The organism is Pedobacter sp. AC379 (genome assembly GCF_979258145.1).
This window is the reverse complement of sequence record NZ_OZ409839.1, coordinates 157,153-177,096: the sequence shown is the minus strand read 5'-3', so window position 1 is coordinate 177,096 and position 19,944 is coordinate 157,153. Positions and strand designations below refer to the sequence as shown.

The following is a 19,944-nucleotide window of genomic DNA, read 5'->3' as shown; positions in this document are numbered from 1 at the left end:
TTACTGAAAATATTAAAATTAAAATAATATGAAAACGCTTTATAACCATTTGATTTTGTATGACAATGAATGCCCAATGTGTAACGTATATACCAAAGCATTTGTGAAGACAGGTATGCTAGAAAAAGCTGGTCGGGAAGCTTACCAACAAATGCCCGAAAATATTTGCCCATTGGTAGATCGGCAACGGGCAGCCAATGAGATTGCACTCGTAAACATCGAAAATGGCGAAGTTAGCTATGGTATTCAGAGTTTATTCAAAATTATTGCGCACAGCATGCCCTTTTTTAAACCCTTGTTTTCATTTGGCCCATTTGTGTTTATCATGCGTAAATTTTATGCCTTTATCTCTTACAACCGCAAGGTGATTATTCCGGCGGCAATTAAAGAAAATACCATACAGCCAAGCTTTAAAGTTCATTACCGCATGGCTTACCTAGTTTTAACCTGGTTAATTACTGCCTATGTATTAACAGCTTATGCACACCTGCTTACCAATTTTGTACCATTAGGCAGCAAATACCGTGAGTACCTGATTTGTGGCGGTCAGTTGTTTTTTCAAGGTGCCGTTATTGCTTTTTATAAGAAAGAAAAACTTTGGGATTACCTGGGCAACATGATGACGATCTCTTTTGCAGGCGCAATTTTGCTGATACCTGGTTTAGCATTGGCCAAATATTTCAATATTCACCCGCTATTTTATATCCTTTATTTTTTAATGGTTGCCGGACTCATGTTTTTAGAGCACCTTCGCAGGGGCAGGCTGTTAAAATTGGGTTTAATAATGAGTATCAGCTGGGCACTTTACCGTTTAATTGTTTTGGGTTTGATCTTTAGTTTGTAGAAATCATGAAATATGGAAAAATTATACTCGCTGGCGGAAATGGCTACTTAGGAACCATACTGGCCCAATATTTTAGCCATTTGGCTAACGAAGTGATTATCCTCGCCAGGAAACCAAAAGCCGCAAAGGGGAACATTAAAACGCTGTTGTGGGATGGTAGAACTGTTGATGAATGGAGTGTAAACCTTCAGGATGCTGATTTATTGGTTAACCTTTGTGGTAAAAATGTAAACTGCAGATATACCCAACAAAACAAGAAAGCCATTTTCGATTCAAGATTGATCCCTACACGGTTATTGGGTAAAGTGATCAGTGAAATGGAAAACCCACCAAAACTTTGGATCAACATTACCTCAGCAACCATTTACAGGCATGCAGAAGATCGTCCGCAAGATGAGTTAACAGGTGAAATTGGTGAAGGTTTTTCTATCGAAGTATGTAAAGCCTGGGAGAGTAGTTTTTTTGAAACCAATACCCCAAAAACAAGAAAAGTAGCACTAAGAATGGGCATTGTAATTGGGCTTAGTGATGGTGCATTTCCAAGGCTGCTCAACCTGGTAAAACTGGGCATGGGCGGCAAACAGGGTAATGGCGAACAATACGTAAGCTGGGTACACGAGCAAGATGCTGCAAGAAGTATCGAGTGGTTACTTCAGCACAAAGAAATTGAAGGAGCTGTAAATTGTACTGCTCCGGAAGCTGTTAAAAACAATGTGTTTATGCGCAGTATCAGAAAAGCATATGGCATTGGTTTTGGGTTACCTGCCCCTGCCTGGCTATTGGGCATTGGCGCAAAAATTATTGGCACAGAAACCGAACTGATTTTAAAAAGCAGGTGGGTTAAACCGGGTATTTTACTGGCTAACGGTTTCGGGTTTAAATATGCAAATATAGATGAGGCGGTAGCGGCTTTGAGTGTAGAAGGAAAAAATTAAGTTAAAGAATTTATGCCATTAATTGTTTTAAAAACATTGATTGATGCACCTGTTGAAAGTTGTTTTAATTTGGCGAGGAGTATTGATCTTCATGTACAATCGATGCAACAATCGGGTGAGAAAGCCATTGCAGGAAAAATAAATGGACTAATTTGCTTAAATGAATCTGTTACCTGGCGAGCCAAGCATTTAGGGCTTTATTTTACCATGAGCAATAAAATTACTGCAATGGAGCGGCCAAACTTTTTTATTGAAAATGAAATGATAAAAGGCCCTTTTAAAAAGCTCCATCATCAACACCTGTTTAAAGTACTTGGCACACAGACAGAAATGACCGATATATTTTGGTTCGAGGCACCTTTTGGTATACTTGGCTGGTTGGCAAATAAAGTGTTTCTAAAAAGTTATATGAAGAAACTGTTGTTAAAAAGAAATGAAATGCTGAGTCGTGTGGCAAATTTTGATAATTCCCCGTCTAATATGCTTAAAATCCAATATTTATAATTTAATTATATCCTATCCCTATTTTAAACTCTTAACCAGGTTAAGCTTCAACTCTTTAATGCCTTTTACCACCAAGCCGGCAATTTGTTTTGCCCCTTCAGGACTTAAATGCGTGTTGTCTTTTTTCCCGTTTGGATAATTTACATTTCCGGAATCAACATAGTTGAATAATTTAATGGAGGGTTCTTCGCCGAGGCGGTTTAATAAGCTCTCAGTTTTTGCCAGCATATCAATCATAGGAACGTTTAGCGAATCGGCAACCTGACGGGTAATCCGGGGATAATCGCCATGAGAATCGATTAAAACACCATTTTTGAAACTTCTTCGCGAAATTGGTGTAAGTAAAACAGGAAAAGCTTTTTTGCTCCTGGTTTCATTTACATACTTCACCAAATTAATTTTGAAATCAGCTAAAGAAACGCCAACGGTGGGTTTATCTACTTTTTCATCATTGTGGCCAAATTCTATAAAAACATAATCGCCCGGGTTAAGCTGAGCTAAAATAGGGTCCCAGCGCTTTTCGGCCCGGAATGATTTTGTACTCCTCCCGTTCAGTGCCCGGTTATCAACAGTGACATCTGCCTTAAAATAGGATTGCAATGCCATTCCCCAGCCTGTTTCGGGAAAAGCCTTTTGCTCTTTGTTGGCAGCAGTAGAATCGCCAATAATATAAAGTTTGGTTTTCTTTTGGATGAAGGTAAAAGACAGTAAAATAGCTAAAGTTCCAGCAGCTAAAATTTTAAAGAAATTGATTTTCATATTTTCTGTTAATCTATAAATGCGGCGGATACCATTGATCTGCTCCGCCGAGTATATTTTTTAAAGTATAATTTTTTGCTTCTTTATCTGTCAATTGCTTCGCCCAGGGTAATCTTGTTTTTGCTGATGCGCCATCACCGGTATTTCTATATTCTGCATAAAACACGGTCAGCTCTTTATCCGGAAACATTTTATCGCCTTTCCATGGGTTCCAACCTTCGGATAAGATGTGTTTACCAAGATTGCAATTTATAAATACCGTTTTTGCATAAGGTCGCCACGGCCTGCCCAAATAGGCTTTAGTTACCGTAGAATCTGCAATAAGTGAACAATTTAGAAAAACAAATCCAAATTTTTGCTGTGCAGATGTTGCAGCTGCAGTTACATAAGAATCAGTCAAACTTTTTATCGTACAGTTTTGAAACACAACTGTTGCTTTGCCAAAAATAAAATCTGTTGTACCTTCTATATAGCAGTTCTGATAAAACTGGCGGCTATTTTCGATGGCGGCATAAAGCGTATCCTGATTGCCTAAAAATCTACAGTTTTTGGCTACAAATCGGTCGCCCTCTACATGCAGTGCAACTGCTTGCCCCACCCGGCCCGCTGAATTGATAATGGTTAAATTTTCGAGGTGGATATCATTTCCCTGAATCAATACCGTAAAGGAGGTATAGGTGCTGAATTTAGCATTGCCAAAAACATCTTTACCCAGCGGATTTGACTTTCCCGAATAATCATCAAAAGTAATGACGGTTTCTGCGGCGCTTTCACCAATAATCGAGAGGTTAATTTTCCACGATGGAATAATCAGTTTTTCTTTGTACAGACCATGCTTTACAAAGATTTTAATCTCTTTTTCTCCTAAATCCCTTACCGAATTAACAGCTTCCTGAATGGTTTTATAATTTCCGCTCCCATCCTGCGCGACAGTGATTGCTGAAGGATATTTGGGATCCTGAGCATGCAGATAAAGAAAGGGAACTGTGCTTAATATGAGTAGCGTGATAAACTTAAGATAGGATATTCTTGTCATTCTTTTCAATTAAATCTACAGCATAAAGTTCATTAAAAAAGGGCAGATTAAAACCTGCCCTGTAATTTTGTTAGTATGTCCATTTAGGATCACCGATTGGCCCTCCCGCGCTTCCGGCAGTTCTTAAAGGTGAGCCGGCAGGCAATGTAAAGTCTGTTGTTACAGCAGTCCAGCCCAAATTAATAGATTGGTTACTCACCAATGTTGCCGTACCAAAGGTTAGGGCGGTACCATTGGTTAATGCGCTTGAAAGATTGAAATAATTGCTGTTGGAAATTCTAAGTGTACTTGCTGCACCGGTACCCCTTATGGCAGCCGCGTTCACCGTACCTGATTTAGGGGTATTGGCTAAAATACTATTTGCAATGGTAAAGTTAATTGGGTTTGCATTTGCATCTAACAGTGCATATTTCGCATTGCCGCCAAAACCGTTAAAAGTAGAATTGGTAATGGAAACTGTAGGCGTTACATCGCCAGTGTATGTGGTGCTGGCAGTAACCAACCCAGGGCCGGCATTATAGAAAGTAGACTTAGAAATGTTAAGGTTAGCAAACTGCATTTTATTTAAATGAAAGGTATAATAGGCAGAAGAACCATTTAAACCCATATCGTATACAACCGAATTGTTAACGGTAATGCCCGTGATTTTAAAATCGCGTACTGCTGTACCCCTGTCGCCCCTTAAAAAGGCAGTAGTAGAGCCATGCGTTACACAGTTATCTACCACAACATTAGTAAAAGTTGCTGCAGATCCATTTGCTGCTTGTGAGCCGATAAAATTGATAAAATAAAGCGATGCACCAGCAGTTCCATCAAATTCAATACCTGATAGCGTTACACCTGCACCAGTGCCTTCTACATCAATCTCTTTATAATTCACTTTTGTATCGCCCGGGTTGCCCGATATTGATTTGATAGTGATGGTTTTTTGGGTAATAAAAGTTGCTGCAGCCAAAGTATAAGTACCAGGATTAAGGCCGATTATTGCGCCATTTGCCGCACTTGCAATTGCTGCTGCCAGGTCATCTCCAGGGTTAAGTTTTACCGTATAGGTAGTGGGTGCAAGTGTGGTGAAAGTGGTTATTCCCTTGCTTTTTGGTCCGGCAAATAGCTCTGCCGTGTATTTTGTGCCAGCAGTTAACGTGTTAAGTGCTTTAACACCCAATGTTACATCGCTTGTATTTAATGCAACTGTAACAGCTGCACCTGTGGCCGGGGTTACTACAATTGAAGTTAAGCCTGTTGTTGGGGTAAAATACAGTTTAGCGGTTGTTTCTTTAATTTCAATATCCCTGATGGCCTGAAACAACTGGATTCCTGTTAACTGGAAAGCACTGCTGCGAACATATTTCGATTCTGGCTGACTTTCGGTGGCATTGGCCTTAATTCTTGCGTAATATTTAGTTCTTACCGCTAAATTATCTTCAGTTACAGTTACACCCGCAGTATCGGCCGTAGTGCTGTAATTTACCGTTGCAAACAGTGAATCAGTAGAGAAATCGATACTATATTTAAAAGTTTTCCCTGTAGACATGAGCGGTAAAGACCAGGTTAACTTTGCAGAAGTTTCTCCGGCAGTAATTTTCACATCACCCGGTTTAAAAATTCTTGCCGGTTCTGTTGGCGCATCATCTTCTTTTTTGCAGGAAGAAATTGCTACAGTCATCAATAATAAAATGACGAATTTAAACCCCAATTGATCTATAATTTTTTTCATAATAAATACCTTAATAGCCAAAGTTTTGAACCATACTTGGATTTTCGATTAGTGTTGTTTTAGGATAAGGGAACAGTTCCTTTTTATTGGCTTCGAAGTAAAAAGCAATACCGGTAGAAGTACTGGTGATCGAATTTTCTTCAGTAACGGCCTTTCTCCAGTTTTTGGTGTTATAACCCGCCGGAGCAGTTGTAACATTTAATCCGGGTGAGGCAAAGACATTATTAGGCGCTCCACCATACAAATCGAGTTTGGCTACCTCATTTACACTTGTGCCCAACAAATAATCGCTTTCTTTTGCATAAATGTAATTTGGTACACTCGCATAATCTCCCGTTCCGGCAACTAAAGCCCGGATTTTATTTCTGGTTTCCTCAAATTTACCTGCCAGTAAATTCCAGCGGATCAAATCATACTTGCGGATACCCTCACCACCAAATTCCAACAGGCGTTCCTTAACAATGGCATTAAAAAACCCTGCTTTATCCAATGGGGTTACAGGAATTTGTGTTTCAAAACCAGCGTACGCACGTTTTTGCACTTCTTGCAATGCACTTACCGCAGTTGCAGATGGGGCACCGTTTATTTCATTATCAGCCTCTGCATACATCAGTAAAACATCAGCAAATCGCAACATTGGCCAGTTTATGCCAAATGTTTGCGCGGCAGATGAATTATTAAAGGCTGTCCACGATTTACGGAATTTTCCATCCGTCATGTTAAATAAAGTATTCACTATTTTTTTTGATGTTGCAGTAATCTCGAAAACGCCAATCGTTACATCTCTCCGGCAATCTTTATTTACATCAAATTCGTAAAAATAAGTAGGAATGGCATTCATTCCACCACCGCCAGACCCAAAAGTAGAGGCTGAATTGAAGCGGATTCCATTATAATAACCAAGTTTACTGTCTGTAGATGCGTTTCCTCCAAAGGCTGCAACTTCGAACATCAGTTCATGTGCATCATCAAGGCGGTTTGCGGTATGCAGGGTTTTAAATACATTTTCATAAACCGGGTTCAGGTTATGCTCAGAACGGTGGTTCATCAGATCAAGGCACTCATCAAAAGCTATTTTATAATAGGTAAGGTAATCAGCACTGCGTTCCATGGTATGGCTGGCCGATCTTAATGAATAACCGCCTCTTGCTAAAGCAATGCGTGCACGTAAAGCTTTTATTGCGCCTTTGGTATAACGGAAACTGCCATATTCGGTAATTCCACTTCTCCATGGCACTAAATCTTCAGCCACTTTTAAATCAGCGATGATCTGGTCGTAAGTTTTATTACGGTCTACATTAGGTCCGTACAATGTTTCCGCATCAGCAGCAGGAACAAAAGATGCCGGAACATCTCCCCAGTTGCGGATCAGTTCGTACAGAAACTGAGCCCTTAAGGTTAAAGCCTCGCCATAATAGCGTTTCATAACCGTTTTTTCTGCATCTGATCCATTGGCATAAAGTTTTGAGGCCGGAATAAATTTGATACAGATGTTTGCACGTTCTACACCTGCATATAATTGCAAAAATGGATTAACCAGATCAGTATTATCTGAACTCGCGCCGTACATGCTTATCCCCCTACGATCAGATGAGCTGTAACTCCCCGACGTTTTAAAATCATCGGCAGTTAAGCCAAAAAGTGTAGAAATACGACTTCCATAACCATTATCTCCACAAAGGCGGTTATACACAGCAATAACTGCCGCGTTCGTATTGGCCGTGCTTTCGAAAACAACATCAGGTGAGGAAGTTGATGGCGATTCTACATCTAAATATTTTTTACAGGAAGTAGTTATACTCAATGCTCCAACAGCAATTACCATTAAAGCCGATTTTATAAATTTATTGTTCATTTTCTTTAATGTTGAAATTAAAATGCCATGTTAATACCAGCAAGTATGTACCTGCTCCGTGGGTAGGCCGCATAATCAATACCTGGCGTAAGCGGATTCGATCTGCGCGTATTGGCTTCAGGATCGTAACCTGTGTAACCGGTAATGGTATACAAGTTGTTAACCGTACCGTAAACCCTTAGTTTTGAGATAAAACCTGTTTTTTTAATTAAACTTTGCGGCAGGGAATAACCCAATGTTACGTTGCTGATCCTTAAAAAGGATCCGTTTTCAATCGCGTATGATGTTAAGGCGTAATTGCCACCTGTAGGCGTCCAAAGCGTGGTATTGGCATTCATTGCGGTTAATAATGCCGGGTCTGTAACTTTTACACCATTTGCATCAAAATTTTGCCACCTGTCATTCATAACAGCCAGTAAATTGTTGTCCTTTACATTGTATTGTGAGGTGAATTCTATTTTATTGGCATTATAAACTTTACTTCCGTAGCTAAAGTTTACAAATACAGTTAAATCAAAGTTTTTATAAGCAAACTGATTATTCAAGCCGCCTGTAAATTTCGGCTGTGCTGTACCTAAAACCGTTCTGTCATCATCACCGATCATCATGCTTGCTGATGATGATAATTTTTTCACTTTCATATCGCCCGGCTGTGGATCGCGGTTGCCCAACAAAACCCTGGCGTTAGCAACTGTTGGTTTAAGCGTGTAGGTATAAGCGCCGGTAGTGGTGTTTTGAACGTTTGTAAAATCATCAACAGTATAGCGGCCATCTGAAATGAAACCGTAAAACTGCCCAACTGGTTGGCCTACCTCAACTTTAAAATCGCCTAAACTGTTCACCCATCCTGATTGTGTGATATAAGAACTTACACCATTTTGCAGCTCAACAATTTTATTTTTGTTGAACGAAATATTAAAACTGGTGTTATAGCTGAAATTTTTTGATTTTACCGCCTGATAGTTCAATTGTACCTCAAAGCCCCTGTTTTGCGTTTTGCCCACATTTTGCTGCTGTGTGGCATAACCTGTTGTTTGTGGTACGTTTGCATTTAAAAGCAGGTTTTTCGTTCTGTTATCATAATAATCCAGATTAAGCGATAACTTGTTCTTAAAGAGATCAATATCTATACCCAAGTTTTTAGAGATGTTGGTTTCCCAGGTAATGTTAGGGTTGGATAAGATATTTCCGGTAGCTGTACCCGAAATCAGACCAGTTGAAACCGTCCCATCTGTATCTGCGTAGCCACCAGTGGTTGAACTTAGGTAAAAAAGCGTTCTGAATAAATCCTGGCCGATGCGGTTGTTCCCTGCTGCACCATAACTAAACCTTACTTTAAAATTATTTAACCAGCTAAGGTTCATGTCTTTAACAAATTTCTCTTCAGTTACTCTCCAGGCTACCTGCGCCGATGGAAAATAACCCCATTGTTTACCTGCGGCAAATAACGAAGAAGCATCTGTTCTAAAATTTACTGTAGCTAAATATTTATTCTGAAAGCCGTATGATGCTCTGCCAAAAATAGAAAACTGCCTGGTGCCTGAAATTAACGATGTTGGGCGGTCTTGTATCGTATTTGCAGGAGCTGGACTTACAAATGCATCACTCGCTGAGATATCAATGGGCAAAAATTTAAGTACTGTCGTTCTCGAATCAATATCTACCATGTTAATTTCCTGTCCTACCAAAATATCCAAACTGTGGTCTTTTCCCAAATCTGGTTTATAATTGATGGTATTGGTATTGATAAAAGATTTTTGCGAAACCGTATCGAGTTGTATTGCAGGTAAACCGGCATTATTTCTTGCCACATTACTTACAGGGCCATTAAAAGTATTGGTATGTCTGCTGGTTCTATTATAACCCACAGTACTTTTGACGGTTAAATTTTTAAGAATGGAATATTGCACATAACCACTGCTGATTAAATCGTTTCTGTAATCATACTTCAATTCCTGGTTGGCAAGTGTAATTGGATTGGTTAATCCGGTAGTTAAATAATCAGCATCGAATAAATCGCCAGAATCACTACCGCCAGAATATGGCTGGTAACGCACAGAGTTCCTTAATCGGTTGGTACCTTGCGATCCGGTAGAAGTTGTACCCACACCATCAATACGCTGCCCGCTGTAACGTGCATTTAAGCCAACCCTGAATTTATCCGAAAATTTATGGTCTAAACGCACAGAAGCAAAGGTTCTTCTGTAACCTGAGTTGAGCATAATACCATCTTCTTTCGTATTGTTTACAGAAACATTATAGGTCGTTTTTGTGGTACCACCAGATAAATTTAAAACCTCAGTATTGCTCCAGGCCTGGCGACCAAAAACTTTATCCTGCCAATCGATATTCGGGATGTTTTTATAAATATCAAGATCATCGAAAGTACCGTATTTTTTGGTAAAAGTATCTTTAACATCCTGTGTGGTGTTGTTATTGTAGAGCTCGTATTGATACTTGATAAACTCATAAGGATTCATCACATCGAGTTTGTTTACAATCTGCCTTGCACCTGCATAAACATCGAATGATACTACAGGGCGGCCTTTCTTTCCACTTTTGGTAGTGATGATTACCACGCCATTAGCACCTCTGCTACCATATATTGAGGTAGAAGCTACATCTTTTAAAACATCGATCGATTGTATTTCGTTAGGCGATAAAATCGATAAAGCGTTTTCTACCTGGATGCCATCAACAATGTATAGCGGAGAATTATCTCCCGTAAGTGAACTTCCACCCCGCACTTTAATAACAATCTCGGCCCCCGGGCTTCCCTCTGATGTGGTAACCGAAACACCCGCCAGTTTTCCGGCTAGCGCCTGTGCTGCGGTACTTACAGGGAACTGATCAATATCTTTGCCCGTTATAGAGGATACCGAACCCGTTAATGCCTCTTTACGCACCGAACCGTAACCGATGTTTACTGTAACCTCTTGCAAAGTGTTGGCATCTTCTTCAAGCGTGATGTCCATTTTACTTTGGTCGCCAATGGCAACGCTCTTGGTTTTATAGCCGATGTACGTAAAAACAAGTACGCCACCCTTGGCAGGAACGGTAATTTTGTATGCACCATTGCCATCTGTACTGGCCCCATTTTTAGCATCTTTTACCGAAACACTTACGCCGATTAAGACCTGCCCGTCTGACTTATCCTTTACCGTTCCGGTAATTTGCCTGGTTTGAGCCTGGGCTACGGATAATCCAAAAAAAGAGAGAAATGCAAAATAGAGTAAAACTCTGCTCATAATTAATAATGATTTGAAATGATTTGGATACTTATTTGAAGTTGCAATTGCTTGCATTAGAATATAATTCTATTTCGGGATGTTATTGTTTATTTATATTTGGTTACGTTGATGTAACAATTTTACAAACTAAAAACCAATTGAAACTAATTTTAACTAAAAAAGTGTGCAAACGTTCCCAAAAACGTTAAGAGAACGTTTATTATTATTGGGAGTTGAACGCCCTTAAAGAGATATTTTTCGTAACTTGTACGCACTGCGAAAAATGAGATTTGAAACATCTACCATAAAAGATATTGCTAAAGCATTGGGCCTGTCTACATCGACAGTTTCCAGGGCTTTAAGAGACCGTTACGAAATTAGTGAGGAAACAAAAAAACTGGTGCTGGCCTATGCCGAAAAGGTAAACTACCGTGCTAACCCCATTGCCAGAAGTTTAAAAGAACGCCGTAGTTACTCTATTGGCATTATTGTGAGTGAGATTGCCAACAACTTTTTTTCTCAGGTGATCAACGGAATCGAATCCATCGCATATGATAAGGATTACCACGTAATCATTTCTCAAAGTCACGAATCGTATAAACAGGAAAAACTGAATGTTGAGCACCTGGCTTCGCGCTCTATTGATGGTTTATTGATTGCATTATCGTCAGAAACACAGGATATTGATTATTTAAGAAGCTTGTACGCCAAAGGATTGCCAATTGTTTTTTTTGATCGTGTGCCGGAGGATTTTGAAACCCACAAAGTAATAGCAAATAACTTTAAAGGTTCTTTTGATGCCACCGAACACCTCATCTTATCAGGAAAAAGGACTATTGCACACCTTACAAATTCTGAAAACCTTTCGATAACCAAAGAAAGACTGGAAGGCTATAAAGCAGCTTTGCTCAAATACCACATTGAATTTAAACCCGAACTTGTTAAATATTGTCAGCACGGGGGCATGCACAGTGCAGAGCTCGAGCAAGCAGTAAAAGAACTTTTACCACTACAACCGGATGGAATTTTTATTTCGAGCGATCGCCTTACTACGGGCTGCATTATGGCTTTAAAGAAAACCAATCCCGAGGTTGCGGATAAAATTGCCATTGCCGGTTTCACCAACTCTAATCTTGTCGAATTATTTTCGCCCTCACTAACCTCAGTTAAACAACCTGCTTTTGAAATGGGCCAGGTGGCAACCGAGCTACTTATTTCGATGATTGAAGCCAAAAGGCCCGTAACCGAATTCGAAACCAAAGTATTGGACACTGAATTGGTAAAAAAGCGGTAGGCATCATATCGCTGTGCATGGCATTCCATGCCGCCAACTCCAAACTTACTTCCCATTACTCAGCGCCAAACGCGCTGTGCCAAACTCCCTACAAATTATTACCTTTGCAGCATGGTAGAAATCATATTAAAAAAAGGCAAAGAAAAAGCAGCATTACAAAGGCATCCATGGGTATTTTCTGGGGCATTGGAAAAAGTTAAAGGGAAACCTGAAGATGGTGATGTTGTAAAAGTTTTTGCCTTCGATAATGAATTTCTGGCCTATGGCTACTACAACAGCAATTCGCGCGTAGCTGTGCGTCTTCTGGAATGGGAAGAAACTCAAACTATAAATAACAGCTGGTACCATAACCGTTTGAAGCAAGCCATTGCCTCACGTCAGTTTATTTTAAGCGAACATACCAATACCTGCAGACTGGTTTTTAGTGAAGCTGATTTTCTTCCGGGTTTAATTGTTGATCAATATGCAGATTTCCTCTCGCTTCAGATTTTAAGTTCGGGGATTGAAAAAGTAAAAACAGAAATTGTAGAAATACTAAAGGCAGAATTAAAGCCAACAGGAATATTTGATAAAAGTGACGCCACAGCCCGTACCCACGAAGGCTTGCCTATTGAAAACGGTCTGCTTTGGGGCGAAAATCCTCCTGAATTTTTAGCCGTTAAAGAAAACGGAATTACTTATCATATTAACATTGCAGAAGGACAAAAATCTGGTTTTTATTGCGATCAGCGTGATAATAGAAGTATTTTGGCCAGTTATGCCAAAGGTAAAAAAGTTTTAGACTGTTTTAGTTACAGTGGTGGTTTCAGCTTAAATAGCCTTGCAAATGAGGCCGATAGCATTACCAGTGTAGATAGTTCTGGCTTAGCTGTAGAAACGCTAAAACAAAATGTAGCCTTAAACAATTTTGATGTAAATAAGGTAACGGCCATACAATCTGACGTGAATAAACAACTCCGCGCTTTTAAAGAATCGGGAGAACTGTTCGACATAATTGTGCTTGATCCGCCCAAATATGCACCATCGCGTTCGGCCTTGGATAGAGCGGCACGGGCTTATAAAGATTTAAACCGCCTGGGTATGTTGTTACTGGAAAAAGGTGGTTTACTGGCCACTTTCTCCTGTTCAGGCGCAGTTGATATTGAAACCTTTAAACAGATTATTGCCTGGGCAGCACTTGATGCAGGCAAAGAAGTACAGATTATTAAACAGTTTTGCCAGCCAGAAGATCACCCGGTTAGAATTTCTTTTCCAGAAGGTGAATACCTAAAAGGGCTGTTATTGCGGGTATTATAAAAATTGTGCCCTGGTCAGTAACCAACACCTATTTCTAGCCTAAAAGTGCAAAACACAGCCTACGCGGAATAATCCATTCTTTGTGATTTTAAAGCCTTTGTGGTAAAAATAGCGTCTTGGCTGATAAACAAGTATTTATAACTCCTCCGAACTTTCCGGTAGATGATCATACTCGCCTTTCCAGGCATAAAACCCAAAAATCATCAATCCAAGGCTAATCGGCAGAAAAATGAAGAGAATAATTGCCCATTGCAAAATGGTATTCGTTCTTTCAATATCGGTATGGGTCAATCCAACTTTATCTATTGCTTGTATAAATAGGAAAGTCATGGTCAGTGGGCCTAAAACCATCCAAACCAACCCTAAAAATTTCTTTAATATATTCATCTTGCTGGTAGCTAATCGTTAATGTTTTCGTCTCTTTTGTTTGATAAATAAATTGTTCCGATGATTAAACTTAATGTTGCAATACCTATCGGATACCATAGCCCGGAGAGTGGTGTTGCACCAGAAAAACTTGCAATTAAAGTGGCGATAAATGGAACAAGGCCACCAAAAACACCATTGCCAATATGGTAAGGCAATGACATAGAAGTATACCTGATTTTAGTAGGGAAAAGCTCAACCAAAAATGCTGCAATTGGTCCGTAAACCATTGTTACCAGTAAGATCTGAAAAAAGATTAAACCTACAAATTTCCAAAATATTGGCGTTGGTAATACCTTATCTTTCAGTATTTCCTTGCCTATTAGAACGCCTTTAGTTGCAGAAACCGTATCGGTTTGAACGCTGTTAAAAGAAGCTCCGTTTTTAAGTATTATTTTGGTAGAAACCGTTCGTAAACTATCTGTTGTATTTTCAATTAAAACGGAGTGTACAGGTGCAGGCGTTGAAGATAAAATTGCTGATTGTTCAACTTTCGTGTAATCCGTATCATTTAAAAAAGTTTGATAAATCGGTCGGTAAAAAATAATCCCAAGAAGCATTCCGGTTAACATAATCCACTTCCTGCCCACTTTATCACTCCATGCGCCAAATACTACAAAAAAGGGTGTTGCAAAAGCAATTCCCCACAGTAAAATATACCTCGAATCGTTAAAATCCAATTTGCAGGTATTCTCCAAAAATGATTGTGCATAAAATTGCCCGGTGTACCAAATTACCCCCTGGCCCATTGTAGCACCAAATAATGCCAGTAGCACCATTTTAAAGTTCGCCTTATTGTTAAAACTTTCTTTTAATGGATTTTTGGAAATATTTCCCTCTGCTTTCAGTTTCGAAAACATGGGCGATTCGTGCATTTTCATACGGATATAAATCGAAACCACAACAAGAACAATCGACAGGAGGAAAGGAATCCGCCAGCCCCAATCGCCAAAGGTTTCAGCACCGAGTATATTTTTGGTAATTACGATAATTCCTAGTGAAAGGAATAGCCCTAAGGTGGCCGTAGTTTGAATCCAGCTGGTAAAAAAGCCTCGTCTATTTTTGGGAGCATGTTCTGCTACATAGGTTGCAGCACCACCATATTCGCCTCCCAGCGCCAAACCCTGAATTAACCTCAACACCAGTACTAAAATAGGCGCAGCGTAACCAATGCTTTTATAAGAAGGAATTAAGCCGATAAAAAAAGTAGATCCACCCATTAAAACCAGCGTGAGTAGGAAAGTATATTTTCTACCAATCAAATCGCCAAGTCTGCCAAATACTAACGCCCCAAACGGACGAACAATAAAACCGGCAGCAAAAATGGCTAAAGTATTAATGAGCGCAGAAGCACCGGCATCTTCCGGGAACAATTGATGGCCAATGATGACCGCAAGGCTTCCAAAAATATAAAAGTCATACCATTCTATAAGAGTGCCCAATGAAGAGGCACCAATAACTTTGAAAATGTTATTTTTCGGCAACGTTTCGCTCATAAAAAGAAATATTTGGTGGCCCAAGATAGACATTTACTTCACAATAGCAAACCCGCGCGATTATTTAATTTGCTCATACTAAAACATTTCCGCTTTATGTTTGTATTTTCATCCGAATGAATCAGTTTCCTTTCAATATATATGCTTTTAATACAAAATATCAGATTAACTAGAATTTTAAGAAATACCTGGCAAGTTGATTTAATCATGATCGCCTCATGCACCGCCGCATATTTCGTACGGGCATATTTAATTGCCCACCATTTTTCAATACCATCCATAATACCAACTGTACTGGGTACCGCAATTGCCTTTTTTATTGGTTTTAATAACAACCAGGCTTACGACAGGTGGTGGGAAGCCCGAAAAATTTGGGGTGCATTGGTAAACGATTCCCGTTCTTACGCAAGAGCATTAATTAATTATGTTGATGAAGATGATGAAAGTGTTAAGCGCATGGTATACAGGCATATTGCATTTTTATATGCGCTAAAAGCCAATTTAAGGGGAGCAGTGGATGAAATTTATACCAAATACCTTACTGAAGCAGATTTAGAGGAAATTGGAAAACATAATAATGCACACAATGCCATTTTAAACATCCAATCCAGAGATCTGCAAAAACTATCAAAAAACAATGCAATTGATGGCTTTCGCTTTATCGAAATCAATGAGATGCTAACCCGTTTTTCAGATTCGATGGGGATGAGCGAAAGGATTAAAAATACAATATTTCCAACTACCTATTCCTATTTAACAAAAGTATTTATCTGGTTATTTGTTGTCACTTTTACACTCGTAATCAGTCAGGATGCCGGACCTGCCGCCATATTTTTAGGGTGGTTAATCGGTTTTGTATTTGTATCAACACAAATTAACGGGATGAGTCTTGTTAATCCCTTTGAAAATAACTCTGCCGGTGTTCCACTCAACCAGATTACCAGAACGATAGAGATCAATCTTTTGCAAATGCTCAAGGAAGAAAACATTCCAGAACCTATTAAGCCTATAAATAACGAATATATCCTATAGTTTTATTGGGATATTACCAAGGAATTAAACTTTTTTAGCGATAAACTGCTCAATTATTGAGCAGCTATTAAGGCTTTTAGTTTTTCTTCAAAAATAATGGACTTGGATTTAAACTGGGGATCGGAGAGGGAAAAATTTGCCATGGCATAAACGATTTTTCCATTCTTTCCAACCAGAATATTGGATGGGAAACCATGGTTTATATTTAGCTTCCGGATTTCATCCTTACTCAAGGATACAATTTCGTATTGATAAGCATTCTGTTTTTGAAAGCGTTTGGCGCTCGAAGGAGCATCATGCGTAATTCCGATAAACCTAACACCTCTTGCAGCGTATTTGGCTGCAAGTTTGTTCAGTTCGGGCATTTCAGCAATACAGGGAGGGCATTTTTCGAACCAAAAATTAATGACCACTACCTGGCCTTTAATATCAGCATTTGAAAATGGCTTTTTATTAATGGTTAATCCATTAAAAGCAGGCAGGTTTTTTCCAGATAGATCCTCAAAGAATGTTTCTTGTGTTGCCCATCTAATTGGCGCATCCTGCCCAAACGAGGGTAGGCTGAAGACAGTGAGTAGAAGAATCAGGCAAATTTTCATCAGGCCTAAAGATAAAAAAAAAGTCCCGCCAAAAATGGCCGGACTTAATGGTTTGTTTGGTTTGGAAATTCTTATTTAAAGGTAACTGAACCATATTCTGTTTTAACGGATACGTTTGCTGTGCCACCGCTACCAATTTTGCCCGAATATTTTTTGGTTTCATCATCTTTGCTCACCGTTGTTGAGGTTACGTTCGAACCATATTTAAAGCCTGCATATGATGTTGAAACATTGAAATTTGCATTAAAACGATCTGCAAAACCCAATCCCACACTTACATATTCCCCGCCAAAGGTGAAGTTTCTGCAGGCAGGTGTAATTTCATTTACACTTAGGCGGTTATAATCCATGTTGATGTTGGCATCGCCATTTAAAGTGCCTAAGGTTACATTTGAATATTCTGCATTTACCGCTATTTTACCTGCCGATGCAATATTTAAATCACCATAGGCCTGCTTAACAACTGTATTTCCTTTAACCGTATTGATATTTACCTTTGCATACTCGGCATTTAAAAGCAGGTTGCCGCCAATGGTACCAACTGTTAAGCCTTTACCGTATTGTATTTTAATATCGGCCGATTTTCTGATGGTATTGATATTTACAGCAACATATTCCGCATCAAGTTGTAACGTACCCACAGCACCAATGGTTACAGGGCCATTGTATTCATGTTTTACTACAGCAGCATTTAAATCCTGGATATCGCATTTGCCGTATTGAACATTAATGTAGTTATTTATATTACTTAAATTGCCTGCAACCAGATTGCCGTATTCTACCTTTAAAGAGGTTGGGCCAGAAAAATTACCCAATTCTACATTACCATATTCCTGCGACACTGTTAATGGGTTTACAGCCGGCATAAATACAACATAGTTTACTTTTATTTCTCTGCGCCAGGTGGTTACGCCATTTCTTACGCCACGGCCATAACGTCCGTTTCTATCACCCATATTTGTTCTAAAAGTTACCACGTCGCCATTTTTAGTGGCATCAATGCTCACCCCATCAATCAGTTTTTGTACATCATTGTCAGAATTGCTGTAGGCTTTAATATCTACATCAACACGCACTTCTCTCTTGTCCCAGGTTTTAATTAAAATCGAACCGAATTGATTGTTCAAATTTATTTTATCATTATTATCCACACTGAAACTTTTACTAAAAGATTTAGAACGCTCAGCATCGCTCCCCGTTTGTTTATAGTTTGAAGTATTTACCATCGCCAATGTCGTCGATTTGTCGGTATATACAATTGTTTTCTCTGATGGACTATTCACCACCAATTCCTGCGCATCAACTTTTACGGCGATTAAAGCCATGAAGGCTAATAATATATTTATTGTTTTCATGTTGTTAGTTTTTAAACACCTTTAAACTTAAAGCCTGCCGGCTGGCAATAAGCAATTCGGTGAGGTGAGCGTAATGTAATTTGTTGAGCAGCAGATATCAAGATTGATTTCCCTGCTATTTTTACTTATTTAAATCTGGTTAACTCTCTTGTAATCGTCAACCTGGTTTATGATTAACAACTGCTGTTTTAACAATTGCAATTGTATTTCGCGGTTTTTTACCATCGCTTTTACCACAAAAGTTTGGTTTGGCGAAGTTGGCAGTTCTGCTTTTAATCTTTCATAATCTTCATCAAGCTTTTTCAGATCTGCAGTAAACTTTTTATATAGTTCAGGGTTTGCAGAAGCAAAAATGGCCAAACTATCTCTTTTTTCGGTAATCAATCCTGCAAAGTGAACTTCTTTTTTGGCGTAAGATGCGCTAACGTCGGCTATTTCTAAATCTTTGTTTTGTAGCCTGCCTGCGTACAACCAAATTAAACCTAAAACCATTACTACCGCTGCTGCCGCACTCATCCATAAATATAGCTTTACCGGTTTTTTTTTCTTTTTTTGATCTAACTCCTGTTCAATCTTTGCCCAAAGTCCGGCCGATGGCTCCATTACATCGAATGCTTTACGGTTTTCCTTTACAAAGGTTTCTAATCTATTATTCATCTCTCATCCCTTTCTGTTCTAAAATACTTTTTAACTTCTTTTTAGCCCTCATGTACTGCGTACGGCTAGTGTTTTCGCTTATTTTTAAAATGTGTGCAATCTCTTCATGGTCGTAACCTTCTAGAAGATACAAACTCAATACCACCCTGTAACCATCTGGTAATTGGGCAATAGCCACTCTAACTTCATCAGCCTGTAAGCGCACTTCACTGTCATCAAAACTGTCTTCATCAGGCACCTCCGATATTTCGTCGGTACTTACAAATTCCATTTTGCGTTTGCGCAGATAATTAATGGATTTGTTGATCACAATCTGCTTTAACCAAAGTCCGAATGTGGTTTCCTGCCTAAAATCAACAATTCTGGTAAAAGCATCCAAAAATGCTTCCTGTAAAACATCTTCCGCCTCTTCTTCGTAATTTAAAATACGCAGCGCCACATTATACATGGCCTTTGCATACAGTTTGTACAATTCAAACTGCGCTGCCCGGCTGCCCTGCATGCATTTTTTTACGAGTTCTAGGTTTTTATCGATGTATACGGCTTCCAAAATTTCGAATATTCTGATTATAAGACATAAGGGATTTTAAAACGTTGCATCAAGGTATAAAAAAAGTTTAAAAATATGTTAATCTGGTTTTTAGCTAAAAATATCCCGGTTAAACAAAAGAAGGATACTGCCTATGAAATGCTGCCCTTTCGTTCCAAACAAATAATAATGTTTTACAGTTGATTGAAAATGATCAGGTTTGTGCGTTTGGCAATTGCTGTCCCGCTTTTCTGTACGCGTTCCAATGAAGGATCGGAAGCTCTTCCCTACAATTGGGTTTATTTGGGAAAGTTTTGTGCCCTGAAGCAAACCGCTGTTAACTAAACCCGACAGCAGCGAGCGTTCCGATCCTTCATCGG

Annotated in this window: 17 protein-coding genes; 6 read left to right on the top strand and 11 right to left on the bottom strand. The window is 39.2% G+C overall.

Translation table 11 applies throughout. The features are described 5' to 3' along the window. Positions 1-28: 28 nt before the first annotated feature. The 3 genes from ACZZZW_RS00770 to ACZZZW_RS00760 are packed head-to-tail and all read left to right on the top strand — an operon-like array spanning position 29 to position 2,283. Positions 29-844 (top strand): thiol-disulfide oxidoreductase DCC family protein, encoded by an 816-nt coding sequence (locus ACZZZW_RS00770; protein ID WP_055902809.1) that lies wholly within the window; start codon positions 29-31, stop codon positions 842-844. Positions 845-849: 5 nt separating this feature from the next. Further along, on the top strand, positions 850-1,779 hold the full coding sequence (locus ACZZZW_RS00765) for a TIGR01777 family oxidoreductase (RefSeq protein WP_463492015.1): 930 nt from the start codon (positions 850-852) through the stop codon (positions 1,777-1,779). Between the two features lie 12 nt (positions 1,780-1,791). Then, a complete protein-coding gene (locus tag ACZZZW_RS00760; RefSeq protein WP_463492014.1) occupies positions 1,792-2,283 on the top strand; it encodes an SRPBCC family protein in 492 nt (163 codons plus the stop codon). Between the two features lie 18 nt (positions 2,284-2,301). Here the strand turns inward: ACZZZW_RS00760 and ACZZZW_RS00755 are convergent, their stop codons facing one another. The 5 genes from ACZZZW_RS00755 to ACZZZW_RS00735 all read right to left on the bottom strand — a co-directional run bounded on the left by ACZZZW_RS00755 (position 2,302) and on the right by ACZZZW_RS00735 (position 10,898). Continuing rightward, positions 2,302-3,042 (bottom strand): rhamnogalacturonan acetylesterase, encoded by a 741-nt coding sequence (locus ACZZZW_RS00755; RefSeq protein WP_463492013.1) that lies wholly within the window; start codon positions 3,040-3,042, stop codon positions 2,302-2,304. Between the two features lie 13 nt (positions 3,043-3,055). Continuing rightward, complete coding sequence (locus ACZZZW_RS00750; protein WP_463492012.1) at positions 3,056-4,078, bottom strand: pectinesterase family protein; 1,023 nt, start codon at positions 4,076-4,078, stop codon at positions 3,056-3,058. Positions 4,079-4,148: 70 nt separating this feature from the next. After that, complete coding sequence (locus ACZZZW_RS00745) at positions 4,149-5,795, bottom strand: DUF4957 domain-containing protein (protein ID WP_463492011.1); 1,647 nt, start codon at positions 5,793-5,795, stop codon at positions 4,149-4,151. A 10-nt stretch (positions 5,796-5,805) separates the two neighbouring features. Continuing rightward, on the bottom strand, positions 5,806-7,650 hold the full coding sequence (locus tag ACZZZW_RS00740; RefSeq protein WP_463492010.1) for a RagB/SusD family nutrient uptake outer membrane protein: 1,845 nt from the start codon (positions 7,648-7,650) through the stop codon (positions 5,806-5,808). A gap of 17 nt (positions 7,651-7,667) precedes the next feature. Continuing rightward, a complete protein-coding gene (locus tag ACZZZW_RS00735; RefSeq protein ID WP_463492009.1) occupies positions 7,668-10,898 on the bottom strand; it encodes a SusC/RagA family TonB-linked outer membrane protein in 3,231 nt (1,076 codons plus the stop codon). A 265-nt stretch (positions 10,899-11,163) separates the two neighbouring features. Between ACZZZW_RS00735 and ACZZZW_RS00730 the strand changes: the two genes are divergently transcribed. Both ACZZZW_RS00730 and ACZZZW_RS00725 read left to right on the top strand, forming a co-directional pair. Then, complete coding sequence (locus ACZZZW_RS00730; RefSeq protein ID WP_055902794.1) at positions 11,164-12,174, top strand: LacI family DNA-binding transcriptional regulator; 1,011 nt, start codon at positions 11,164-11,166, stop codon at positions 12,172-12,174. A gap of 111 nt (positions 12,175-12,285) precedes the next feature. Next, the gene (locus tag ACZZZW_RS00725; RefSeq protein ID WP_463492008.1) at positions 12,286-13,470 is read left to right on the top strand and encodes a class I SAM-dependent rRNA methyltransferase; all 1,185 of its coding nucleotides are present in this window, start codon (positions 12,286-12,288) and stop codon (positions 13,468-13,470) included. 135 nt (positions 13,471-13,605) lie between these two features. Here ACZZZW_RS00725 and ACZZZW_RS00720 read toward each other — a convergent pair whose 3' ends face one another. Both ACZZZW_RS00720 and ACZZZW_RS00715 read right to left on the bottom strand, forming a co-directional pair. Further along, entirely contained in the window at positions 13,606-13,857 is a 252-nt protein-coding gene (locus ACZZZW_RS00720; protein ID WP_055902788.1) for a DUF6814 family protein, read from the bottom strand. Between the two features lie 11 nt (positions 13,858-13,868). Further along, positions 13,869-15,392, bottom strand: a complete 1,524-nt coding sequence (locus ACZZZW_RS00715; RefSeq protein ID WP_463492007.1) for an MFS transporter — start codon at positions 15,390-15,392, stop codon at positions 13,869-13,871. A 207-nt stretch (positions 15,393-15,599) separates the two neighbouring features. Here ACZZZW_RS00715 and ACZZZW_RS00710 point away from each other — a divergent pair, with 207 nt between their 5' ends. Continuing rightward, positions 15,600-16,424, top strand: a complete 825-nt coding sequence (locus ACZZZW_RS00710; RefSeq protein ID WP_463492006.1) for a bestrophin family protein — start codon at positions 15,600-15,602, stop codon at positions 16,422-16,424. 53 nt (positions 16,425-16,477) lie between these two features. On the opposite strand, the gene ACZZZW_RS00705 is transcribed toward ACZZZW_RS00710, so the two are convergent. The 4 genes from ACZZZW_RS00705 to ACZZZW_RS00690 all read right to left on the bottom strand — a co-directional run bounded on the left by ACZZZW_RS00705 (position 16,478) and on the right by ACZZZW_RS00690 (position 19,585). Further along, positions 16,478-17,023 carry a peroxiredoxin family protein gene (locus tag ACZZZW_RS00705; protein ID WP_463492005.1) on the bottom strand — a complete coding sequence of 182 codons (546 nt, stop codon included), beginning with the start codon at positions 17,021-17,023 and terminating at the stop codon, positions 16,478-16,480. Positions 17,024-17,094: 71 nt separating this feature from the next. Beyond that, positions 17,095-18,378: a hypothetical protein gene (locus ACZZZW_RS00700; protein ID WP_463492004.1), complete on the bottom strand. Its 1,284-nt coding sequence runs from the start codon at positions 18,376-18,378 to the stop codon at positions 17,095-17,097. A gap of 129 nt (positions 18,379-18,507) precedes the next feature. After that, positions 18,508-19,035, bottom strand: a complete 528-nt coding sequence (locus tag ACZZZW_RS00695; RefSeq protein WP_463492003.1) for a hypothetical protein — start codon at positions 19,033-19,035, stop codon at positions 18,508-18,510. Further along, a complete protein-coding gene (locus ACZZZW_RS00690) occupies positions 19,028-19,585 on the bottom strand; it encodes an RNA polymerase sigma factor (RefSeq protein WP_082458594.1) in 558 nt (185 codons plus the stop codon). The genes ACZZZW_RS00695 and ACZZZW_RS00690 overlap by 8 nt, the downstream gene beginning before the upstream one ends. Between the last annotated feature and the right edge of the window lie 359 nt (positions 19,586-19,944).